We start from the raw sequence: 10,211 nt of genomic DNA, 5'->3' as shown, positions 1-10,211 counted from the left end.
CTTGCATCGCCTGCCTGAGCTGGTCGGTACGGGGGCGCATCCGGGGTGGCATGTGGTGAACTCTCCATCAGCTTGTTGTCCGAATAATAGGACAGCCGGCCTGGTGCTGGTCCTGCTGCTGAACCTGGTCGTCTAGGTCGGGTCCGGAAGCGGCGTCCTTTCAGGGCTGTGACCGTCAGGGCTGTGACCGGGAAGGTTCACCCGGTCGCAGCCCGCGCGCCCTCACAGGCTGCCGCCGCCGACACGGAACGCTCCCTTCAGACAGGACAGAGCGTGTCACGACGGCAGGACAGAGCGCGTCACGGCGGGCCCTGAAACCCCACCGGCGCCGTGCTCCGCCGAGCTCCCGCGCGGAAGGTCTTCCGCGCTCATCCAGGCGGATCACGCGGTCGCCGGTGGGCGGCCCTCAGATGCCGTCGCGCAGGATGGGGCAGGTCATGCAGTGGGTGCCGCCGCGGCCCTTGCCCAGCTCGAAGCCCTCGATCTCGATGACCTCGACGCCGTGCTGGCGGAGCTTGCGGTTGGTGAACTGGTTCTTGTGGTATCCGACGACGACGCCGGGCTCCAGGGCGAAGAAGTTGTTGCCGGAGTCCCACTGCTCACGGGCCTGCTGGCTGTCGTCCCCGCCGGTGGGGATGATGTTCAGCTCGGAGATGGCCAGCGCGTTCTCGACGGCGTCGACGAAGCTCCTCTCGGCGCGGACGTCCAGCGTCCGGGCCCGGTCGCCGGGGCGCAGCGAGTGGGTGGTGGCCGTCTCCAGGAAGGGCAGGTAGGCGGAGGCCTTGTCGACGTCGAGGAAGGTGAACACGGTGTCCAGGTGCATGTAGGAGCGGCGCTTGGGGACGTTCACCGCGATGACGCGCTCGGCCGCGCCGGCGGCGAAGGTCGCCAGGGCGATGTGCTCGATCATCTGCGGGGTGCTGCGCTCGCTGATGCCGATGACCACGGTCTTGTTGCCGATGGGCATCATGTCGCCGCCCTCCAGCGCGGCCTTGCCGTAGTCCTCCTCGTCGAAGTCGGCGTCGTCACCGCTCGGCGGGTACCAGTAGGAGAAGTCCGCGCCGGTGAACATGGGGTGGTGGTGGTAGATCGTGCTCTGGTTCATGGTCTCCAGCAGCCGCGCGTGCCAGAACATCGGGTTGAGCGAGACGCCGCCGTACAGCCAGGCGGCGGGATCCCTCTGGTAGAGGGAGTTGGGCAGCGGCGGGAGCACGAACTGCTGCAGGCCGGCCGAGGCCGCGACCAGGGAGCGGGTGTCGAAGCCGCGGACGTCGAACTCCTCCTTGGTGAGGCCGCCGATGAGGTGGGCCGCCAGGTCCTTGCCGCTCCAGGTGGACAGCTCCTCGCGGACGGCGTCGACCAGGGCGGGGCCGACGGTCAGATGGGTGACGGCCTGTTCGACGGCCCGCCGCTTCACCTCGGGGGCCGCCTCCAGGGCCTGTGCCAGCAGTTCCTGGTGGAAGAACACCTCGACGCCGCGTTCGCGCATCACGGTGACGAACGCGTCGTGCTCCTTCTGCGCGTGCTCGACCCACAGGATGTCGTCGAAGAGCAGCCTGTCGTTGTTCGTCGGCGTCAGCCGTTTCAGGCTCATGTCGGGCCGGTGGACGATGACTTTGCGGAGTGCGCCGACCTCGGAGTGCACGCCGAAGGCTGGAGTGGTCATGGTGATGTCTCCGTCCGTGTGCGGTGATGCTCCGTTCCATCGAGTCCATCGAGGAGGGGCGACACCTGGGTCGATCGGCCGCTGCCCCGTGGGCCCTGGCGGATGGCCGTCAGCGCGATGGTGGTGATCCTCTCCGCCGGCCGAAGAACATATTGGCGTTTTCCCCTGTATGTGAGCTTTGAACACCCACCACTCGCGCGTCCCTGGGAAGAAACGCTCGCGCCACCCCGGCGGGAAATGGGCCGCGAAAACATGACATGAGATGTCCTCTTTTCTTGCCAGCATCGTCGGTATGCACACCACACCGAAGTTGAAGGGGAAGGTCGCTCTGGTCGCCGGGGCGACGAGGGGGACGGGACGGGCGATCGCGGTCGCGCTGGGCGGCGCCGGGGCCACGGTCTACTGCACCGGGCGGAGCACCCGGGAGCGGCGCTCGGAGATGAACCGCCCGGAGACCATCGAGGAGACCGCCGAACTGGTGACGCGCGCGGGCGGGGAGGGGATCGCGATCCAGGTCGACCACCTGGACCCCGAGCAGGTGCGGGAGCTGGTGGAGCGGATCGACCGCGAGCAGGGGAGGCTCGACCTGCTCGTCAACGACATCTGGGGCGGCGAGACGCTGGCGGCGTGGGACACCCCGCTCTGGGAGCACTCGCTGGAGGACGGCCTGCGGCTGCTCCGGCTGGCGATCGACACCCATCTCATCACCAGCCACCACGCCCTGCCCCTGCTGATCAGGAACCCCGGCGGCCTGGTCGTCGAGGTGACCGACGGAACCGCGGAGTACAACGCCGCGAACTACCGGGTCTCGTTCTTCTACGACCTGGCCAAGGTCTCGGTGAACCGCCTGGCGTTCTCCCAGGCTCACGAGCTCCGCCCGCACGGCTGCACCGCGGTCTCGCTGACGCCCGGCTGGCTGCGCTCGGAGGTGATGCTTGAGATCTTCGGCGTCACGGAGGAGAACTGGCGCGACGCCACCGCCGAGCAGCCGCATTTCGTGATCTCGGAGTCGCCGGCCTACACCGGCCGCGCGGTCGTCGCGCTGGCGGCCGACGAGGACCGGGGCCGCTGGTCGGGGCAGTCCCTCTCCAGCGGGCAGCTGGCCCAGGTGTACGGCTTCACCGACGTCGACGGCAGCCGGCCGGACGCCTGGCGCTACATCGTGGAGGTCCAGGACAGGGGCGGGCCCGCCGACGCGACCGGATACCGCTGACGGGCCGGGGCCGTCAGGCCGGGCCGTACAGGGCGTGCAGCCTCGCGGCGGCCCGGGCCAGGGCGGCGCGGAGCTCGGGCGGGTCGAGGACCTCGGCCTCCGGGCCGAACCGGAGGATCTGCGCGTAGGCGACCTCCAGCGACTCCACGGGCAGCGAGAGCGTGACCCAGCCCTGGCCGTCGGGCTCTCCGGCCGAGGCCAGCGCGTCGTCGAGGGCCGCGGGGTCGGCGACGTGGGGGAGCCCGCGACGGCCGGCGGGGCTGAGCCGTACGGTGACATGCATGGTCAGCAGGGAGTGGGCGAACTCGGCGGCGCGCCCACCCCAGAACGCGGCCAGGTCGAAGCCGCGGTCCCGCTCGAAGCGCCGGCCGGAGTGGATCTCGACCCCGGCGAAGCGGTCCACCCGGTAGATCGCCGACCGGGTCGCCAGATACCACACCCCGGCCTTGAGCACGAGCCCGTACGGCTCCAGCGTCCGCTCCGCCCCCCGGTAGAGGGCGGTGACCGGATGGTCGCCCCACACGGCCCTGGCCAGCGGGGCCAGGGCCTCCGGCGGCGGTCTCTCGCTCGCGAACCAGCCGGGGGCGTCGAGATGGAAGCGCTGCGCGGCGGTCGCCGGTGCGTCGCGCAGGCCGGGTGAGAGCGCGGCCGAGGCCTTCAGCCGGGCCGTGGCCGCCACCTCGCTCAGGCCCATCTCCCGCAGGGCCTCCGGCACGCCGGAAAGGAAGAGCGCCTCGGCCTCCGCGCGGTCCAGCCCCGTCAGGCGGGTGCGGTATCCGTCGAGCAGCCGGTATCCCCCGCCCCGGCCGCGGTCGGCGTATACCGGCACCCCGGCCTCCGCCAGGGCCAGCACGTCCCTGTGGACGGTCCGCTCGGAGACCTCCAGCTCCCGCGCCAGTTCCACGGCGGTCATGCCCCCCCTGGCCTGCAGCAGCAGCACCAACGACATCAACCTGGCGGCGCGCATCCCCCGACCCTAACCCGTCCGCCCCGCGGGGCCGGACGCCGCGACGGCCCGGCCCCGGGAGCCGCCCTCGATCGGGCCCCGCCGGCCGGGCCGGCTCATCCGGGGACGAAGGGGAGCACGACCGCTGAGGGACGGGCCGGGTCGTGGAAGACCTCGTGGTCGGCCGCGACCATCGCGCGGCCGGTGCCGAGCGGCTCCCCGGTGCCGAGGTTGCGGGCGATGCGGGGATAGGCGCCACCGGCCACGTGCAGGCGGATCCGGTGACCGCGCCGGAAGCGGTGGCCGATCGGCCACAGGTCCACCCGGACACGGCGGACCCCGTCGGGACCGGCCGGGGGAGCGCCGGGCGCCAGGCGGCGCACGCCCTCGCACACGTTGTAGGACGCGCCGTCCGGGTGCACGTCGCAGACCCGCACCACCAGGTCGGCGTGCTCGCCGCTGGAGCGGACGTACAGGTCGGCGGAGACCGGGCCGATCATGTCCGTGTCCTCACGGAGCTCGGGACCGGTGTAGACCAGCACGTCGCGCCGGGCCTCCAGGCGGCGGTTGTCGCGCGGCTCGGAGTTGCCCAGCAGGACGGGGCCGCCCAGCGCGGGGGTCGGGTGCGCGGGGTCGTAGCGGTAGCGGTCGGGCCCGCAGTCCTGGGGGTTGTCCGGCGAGAGGGCGGAGCCCGGCTGCAGGTGCCAGCGCTGCTCCCGCATGCCCGGCACCGGCCAGTCGGGATAGTCGCGCCACTCGCCGGCGCCGGTGACGTACAGCCTGACCGGCTGCTCCCGCAGCCCCGACGGGTCACCCAGCAGATGCGCCCTGAACCAGGCCAGCGCGTCGGCGTTGGCCACCCGGCCGTGCCGGACGTCGGCGTGGTACCACGGGCCGATGGTCAGGTACGGCCGCCGCCCGGCGGCCCGCATGGCCGTGTAGTCCTTGACCTGCCACGGCAGGAACACGTCGTACCAGCCGCCGACCATGGTGACCGCCGCCTCCACCCGGCCCACCGCGGCCGAGAAGTCGCGCCTGCCCCAGTAAGGGGCCGGGTCGGCGTGGTGGGTCAGCAGGTCCTGGAAGAACGGCAGGCCCCTGCCGGCCGACAGGACGTCCAGCTCCCCGAGCGGGCGTCCCGACAGCGCCGCGCGGCGGGTCCTGCGGGGGGCCAGCAGCGCGCCCGCCCCGCCGAACCGGGTCTCCAGCGAGGCGGTCAGCGTGGTCCAGATCAGCGAGGACTCCAGGGCGAACGCCCCGCCCACGTAGGCGGCGTCGCGGAACTGGGAGGCGGTGACCGAGGTGGCCATGGCCTTCAGGTCGGGGCCGGCGAACGGGGCGATCGCCCACTGGGTGTAGCCCAGGTAGGAGGGGCCGTGCATCGCCAGGCTCCCGCCGTACCAGGGCTGCCCGCGCAGCCAGGTCAGTGTGGCCAGCCCGTCCTCGTGCTCGTCGCCGAGCGGGTCGAGCAGGCCGCCGGAGCCGAAGCCGCCCCGGCAGCTCTGCAGGAGGACCTGGAAACCCCGCCGGGCGAACGCCCGGCCGAAGGCCAGCCCGAACACGCCGCGCCTGCCGTACGGCGAGCGGACCAGGACCGTGGGCGGCCGCACGGCGCCGACCGGCACGTAGCGGTCGGCCAGCAGCGTGACCCCGTCGCTCATCGGCACCGGCAGGTCACGCTGGACAAGAACGCGATACGGGGGCATCCATCACTCGTAACAGATCACCCCCGGGTGGGCCAGAGGCGGCCGGTGTGAGCCCGGTCATGCGGTCCCCGCCCGGTGGGCCGCGCCGTCCGGCGGGGGCGTCCGGGCCGGTCACGGCGCCGGGCCGCGAATCGCCGTCCTTCCGGTCACGTTGCATGATCACGGTTTCCGCCGGTACTGTGGGCGGTATGCGATACCCCGACACCCTTCAGTGGTGGCGTCGCTTCTAGGCGGCGCAGGTTTCGCATTCGCGAGCACACAGACGGCCGCCCGGACAGGCGGCCCTCTCCATGTCCGCCTCCTCTGGGCACAAGTAACGACTAAGGGGCGAGGCTGCAAGTGGAGACGAGCGGATATACCACCGCCGGTGGCATCAAGGTCGAGGTCACGGTGTCCGATGTGCCCGAGACGGTGCTCGAAGACGTCGTCACGACGCTCGGCGAACGTCGCGGAGGCGTGCTCTCCTCCGGGATGGAGTATCCCGGCCGCTACAGCCGGTGGCACCTGGCCTACGTCGACCCCTGCCTGGAGATCGTGGCCAGGGGCCGCAGGATCGCCGCCCGCGCCCTGAACGCGCGGGGCAGGGTCGTGCTGCCGGCCGTCACGTCCTGCCTGCTGGCCGCGGGCAAGCCCATCGGGGAGGTGAGCGCCGACCACGTCGAGGTCTACGTCGCCGAGTCGGAGGACATCCTCCCCGAGGAGATGCGCAGCCGCCGCCCCACGGTCTTCACCGCGATCCGCGAGGTCATCGCCGCGTTCAAGGGCGAGGACGAGCACCTTGGGCTGTACGGCTCCTTCGGATACGACCTGGCCTTCCAGTTCGAGCCGGTCCGGCAGGTCCTCACCCGGGCGGACGACCAGCGCGACCTCGTGCTGCACCTGCCCGACCGGGTGATGGTGATCGACCGCAAGCGGGAGACCAGCAAGGAATACCGCTACGAGTTCACCGTGGACGGGACCTCCACGCACGGCCTGGCCCGTGAGGGGGAGAGCGTCCCGCTGCCCGCCGCCCCCACCGAGCTGCCCGCCGATCCGGAGAAGGGCGCCTACGCGAAGGTCGTGGCCGCGGCCAAGGAGAAGTTCGTCCGCGGTGACCTGTTCGAGGTCGTCCCCGGCCAGGTCTTCCACGCCCCCTGCACCGACCCCGCCGCCTTCTACCGGGGGCTGCGCCAGGTCAACCCCGCGCCGTACGAGTTCCTGTTCAACCTCGGCGAGGGCGAGCACCTGGTCGGCGCCTCCCCGGAGATGTACGTCCGGGTCAGCGGCGACCGCGTCGAGACCTGCCCGATCTCAGGCACGATCGCCCGCGGCGGCAACCCGATCGAGGACGCCGAGGCGATCCGCACCCTCCTGTCCAGCGTGAAGGAGGAGTCGGAGCTGACCATGTGCACCGACGTGGACCGCAACGACAAGTCCCGCATCTGCGTGCCGGGCAGCGTCCAGGTCATCGGCCGGCGCCAGATCGAGATGTACTCCCGGCTGATCCACACCGTCGACCACATCGAGGGCCGCCTGCGGCCGGAGTTCGACGCGCTGGACGCCTTCCTCACCCACATGTGGGCCGTCACCGTCACCGGCGCCCCCAAGTCCTGGGCGATGCAGTTCATCGAGGACCACGAGGCCACCACCAGGCGCTGGTACGGCGGGGCGGTCGGCTACATCGGCTTCGACGGCTCGATGAACACCGGCCTCACCCTGCGCACCGCGCAGATCCGCGGCGGCGTCGCCACCGTCAGGGCCGGGGCCACGCTGCTGTTCGACTCCGACCCGGAGGCCGAGGAGCGGGAGACCGAGCTCAAGGCCAGCGCCCTGCTCGGCGCCCTGGCCGCGGTCGGCGCGGCCCCGCAGGCGCAGGCCGCGCCGGAACCGGCCCGGGAGCAGCCGGGCGAGGGGATGAAGGTGCTGCTCGTCGACCACGAGGACTCCTTCGTCAACACCCTGGCCGACTACTTCCGCCAGCAGGGCGCGGAGGTCGTCACGCTCCGGCACGGCTTCCCCACCGGCATGATCGACGAGATCGCGCCGTCGCTCGTGGTGCTGTCGCCCGGCCCCGGCTGGCCGTCGGACTTCGGCCTGACGGAGCTGGTCGGGGCGCTCTACGAGCGCGACCTGCCGGTGTTCGGCGTCTGTCTGGGCCTGCAGGGCATGGTCGAGCAGGCGGGCGGCACGCTGGAGCTGCTGTCCCACCCCGAGCACGGCAAGCGCGGGAGGGTGCGCCGGATCAGCGCCAGCGCCCTGCTGGACGGGCTCCCGGAGGAGTTCACCGCCGCCCGCTACCACTCGCTCCACGCCAAGCAGCCGGGGGTCGCCGGCTTCACCGCCACCGCCCTGACCCCCGACGGCGCGGTGATGGCGATCGAGGACGTGGCGAACAGGCGCTTCGCGGTGCAGTTCCACCCCGAGTCCATTCTCACCGCCGAAGGCGGAGCCGGAGCCAGGATCATCTCCAACGTCCTGCGGCTCTGCCGTACCTCTGCGTAGTGGCACGCGTGCGTAAAGGCACACGAGATCACGCTCGGTAGCCATAGAGTGCTCCTGCCGTAGGACCGCGGGCGGGCCGGCCGGGCCGGCCCGCCCGCAGCCGTGGGAGGAGCAGACATGAGAGCGCGGGACATGCTGCCCGTCGAGCTGCCCGGCCCGGTCCGGGAGGCCCTGCTGGCACCGCTGGTCGACCACCACTGCCGCGGGGTCCGCCGCGACGATCTGACCCGCGCCCGCTTCGAGAGGCTGATCACCGAGGCCGGGACCCCGGCGCCGCCCGGCACCACCCACTTCGACACCCCCGCCGGGGCCGCGGTCCGCCGCTGGTGCGCCCCGGTCCTCGACCTGGACCCGCACGCGCCACCGGCCGTCTACCTGGCCCGCCGGACCGAGCTGGGGCCCGCCGAGGTGAACCGGCGGCTGCTGCGCGCGGCCGGGATCGTGGCCTTCCTGGTCGACACCGGCCGCGACGGCCCCGAACTGCTCTCGGCGGCCGAGATGGGCCGGCTGGGCGACGCGGCGGCGGACGAGATCATCCGGATCGAGCAGATCGAGCAGGACGTCGCCGAGAAGGCGTCCTCCCCGGTCTCCTACATCTCCGCCCTCGCTCAGGGGCTCGCCGACGGGGCCGCCCGCGCCGTCGGCCTCAAGTCGGCCATCGCCTACCGGCACGGCCTGGACTTCGACCCCGCGCGGCCGGGCCGGGGCTCGGTGATCGCGGCGGCCGGCCGGCGGCTGGCCCGCCCCGGCGCGCGGCTCACCGATCCGGTGCTGCTGCGCCACCTGCTCTGGGCGGCCGTGGACGTGGCCAGGGAGCGCGGCCTGCCGCTGCAGTTCCACACCGGCTACGGTGATCCCGGCCTGGACCTCCACCGCGCCGACCCGGCGCTGATGACGGGCTTCGTCCGGGCGCTGCAGCCGATCGGCGTGCCGGTCGTCCTGCTGCACTGCTACCCCTTCCACCGCCAGGCGGCCTATCTCGCCAACGTCTTCCCGCACGTCTACGTGGACATCGGCCTCGTGCTGACCCGCACCGCCGCGGGGTCCGCCGCGGTCATGGGGGAGCTGCTGGAGCTCGTCCCCTTCCACAAGCAACTGTTCGGCTCCGACGGCCACGGCGTGGCCGAGACCTGCCACCTGGGCGCCCTGTACTACCGGCGGAGCCTGGCCAGGGCGCTGGCCGTACGGCTGGCCGACGACGAGTGGAGCGTCCCGGACGCGGCCCGCGTGGCCCACCTGATCGGCTCCGGCAACGCCCGCCGGCTCTACCGGCTGTAGCCGCGCCACCGTTGCGCGGCGCGTGGATCCGTCCTCCGGCGCCCTCCGTCCCGCCGGACCCGCTCCGCCGCGCCGCCCGTGGCCTCGTCCGGGCCTGCTCCGCCGCGCCGCCCGCGGCCTCCGCCGGGGGCGGCGCTAGGCTTGCCTGGATCCCGTCCCCTTCACCGGAAAGGTCTGCGCCCATGGACCTGAGTCAGCCGCGTTTCCTCGACGACGTAACCGTCGAGCTGGTCAAACACAGCGCCTCGGACTCCGACGTGCTCTGGGCGGCGCGGGTGTCGACCGCGGGGGAGCAGTCCCTGGAGGAGATCCACAAGGACCCCGAGCGGTCCAAGGGTCTGATCAACTTCCTGATGCGCGACCGGCACGGCAGCCCCTTCGAGCACAACTCGATGACCTTCTTCGTCAGCGCCCCGATCTTCGTCTTCCGTGAGTTCCACCGCCACCGGGTCGGCTGGTCCTACAACGAGGAGAGCGGCCGCTACCGGGAGCTGCAGCCCAACTTCTACGTCCCGGGCGCGGAGCGGAAGCTGGTTCAGGAGGGCCGTCCGGGCAAGTACGTCTTCGTCGAGGGCAGCGAGGAGCAGCACAAGATCACGACCGAGGCGATGGAGGCGGCCTACCGGCAGTCCTACGCCGCCTACCAGGAGATGCTGGAGGCCGGGATCGCCCGCGAGGTGGCCAGGGCGGTGCTGCCCGTCGGCCTGTTCTCCTCGATGTACGCCACGTGCAACGCCCGCTCGCTGATGCACTTCCTCTCCCTGCGCACCAAGAACGAGCAGGCCAAGGTGCCCTCGTTCCCGCAGCGGGAGATCGAGATGGTGGCGGAGAAGATGGAGGCCGCCTGGGCGGCGCTCATGCCCCTCACCCACGCGGCCTTCGTCGCCAACGGCCGGAGCGCTCCCTAGCCCTCCCGCCGCC

Annotated in this window: 7 protein-coding genes; 4 read left to right on the top strand and 3 right to left on the bottom strand. The window is 72.3% G+C overall.

Annotated features, from left to right (window positions below; all coding sequences use genetic code 11):
• Window positions 1–406: 406 nt before the first annotated feature.
• Window positions 407–1,666 carry an arginine deiminase gene (locus ACWDS7_RS21020; protein ID WP_451930632.1) on the bottom strand — a complete coding sequence of 420 codons (1,260 nt, stop codon included), beginning with the start codon at window positions 1,664–1,666 and terminating at the stop codon, window positions 407–409.
• 292 nt (window positions 1,667–1,958) lie between these two features.
• Between ACWDS7_RS21020 and ACWDS7_RS21015 the strand changes: the two genes are divergently transcribed.
• A complete protein-coding gene (locus ACWDS7_RS21015) occupies window positions 1,959–2,879 on the top strand; it encodes an SDR family oxidoreductase (protein ID WP_451930631.1) in 921 nt (306 codons plus the stop codon).
• Window positions 2,880–2,892: 13 nt separating this feature from the next.
• On the opposite strand, the gene ACWDS7_RS21010 is transcribed toward ACWDS7_RS21015, so the two are convergent.
• Together ACWDS7_RS21010 and ACWDS7_RS21005 are read right to left on the bottom strand one after the other, a co-directional pair.
• Complete coding sequence (locus ACWDS7_RS21010; RefSeq protein WP_451930630.1) at window positions 2,893–3,846, bottom strand: helix-turn-helix transcriptional regulator; 954 nt, start codon at window positions 3,844–3,846, stop codon at window positions 2,893–2,895.
• 95 nt (window positions 3,847–3,941) lie between these two features.
• Window positions 3,942–5,531, bottom strand: coding sequence for a CocE/NonD family hydrolase (locus ACWDS7_RS21005; RefSeq protein WP_451930629.1), 1,590 nt, complete (start codon window positions 5,529–5,531; stop codon window positions 3,942–3,944).
• A 339-nt stretch (window positions 5,532–5,870) separates the two neighbouring features.
• Here ACWDS7_RS21005 and ACWDS7_RS21000 point away from each other — a divergent pair, with 339 nt between their 5' ends.
• The 3 genes from ACWDS7_RS21000 to thyX all read left to right on the top strand — a co-directional run bounded on the left by ACWDS7_RS21000 (window position 5,871) and on the right by thyX (window position 10,198).
• A complete protein-coding gene (locus ACWDS7_RS21000; RefSeq protein WP_451930628.1) occupies window positions 5,871–8,012 on the top strand; it encodes an anthranilate synthase component I in 2,142 nt (713 codons plus the stop codon).
• A gap of 117 nt (window positions 8,013–8,129) precedes the next feature.
• Window positions 8,130–9,290, top strand: coding sequence for an amidohydrolase family protein (locus ACWDS7_RS20995; RefSeq protein ID WP_451930627.1), 1,161 nt, complete (start codon window positions 8,130–8,132; stop codon window positions 9,288–9,290).
• A 182-nt stretch (window positions 9,291–9,472) separates the two neighbouring features.
• On the top strand, window positions 9,473–10,198 hold the full coding sequence (thyX, locus tag ACWDS7_RS20990) for an FAD-dependent thymidylate synthase (protein ID WP_306874645.1): 726 nt from the start codon (window positions 9,473–9,475) through the stop codon (window positions 10,196–10,198).
• Window positions 10,199–10,211 lie beyond the last annotated feature (13 nt).

This window comes from Streptosporangium sp. NPDC003464, from assembly GCF_053588315.1.
The sequence above is the reverse complement of the archived record's forward strand: the minus strand, read 5'-3'. Positions and strand labels throughout refer to the sequence as shown.

Excerpts from the sequence above, each read along its gene's own strand:
- ACWDS7_RS21010 (WP_451930630.1), bottom strand. The coding sequence starts at position 3,846 with ATGCGCGCCGCCAGGTTGATGTCGTTGGTGCTGCTGCTGCAGGCCAGG.
- ACWDS7_RS21015 (WP_451930631.1), top strand. The coding sequence starts at position 1,959 with ATGCACACCACACCGAAGTTGAAGGGGAAGGTCGCTCTGGTCGCCGGG.
- ACWDS7_RS21020 (WP_451930632.1), bottom strand. The coding sequence starts at position 1,666 with ATGACCACTCCAGCCTTCGGCGTGCACTCCGAGGTCGGCGCACTCCGC.
- ACWDS7_RS21005 (WP_451930629.1), bottom strand. The coding sequence starts at position 5,531 with ATGCCCCCGTATCGCGTTCTTGTCCAGCGTGACCTGCCGGTGCCGATG.
- thyX (WP_306874645.1), top strand. The coding sequence starts at position 9,473 with ATGGACCTGAGTCAGCCGCGTTTCCTCGACGACGTAACCGTCGAGCTG.
- ACWDS7_RS20995 (WP_451930627.1), top strand. The coding sequence starts at position 8,130 with ATGAGAGCGCGGGACATGCTGCCCGTCGAGCTGCCCGGCCCGGTCCGG.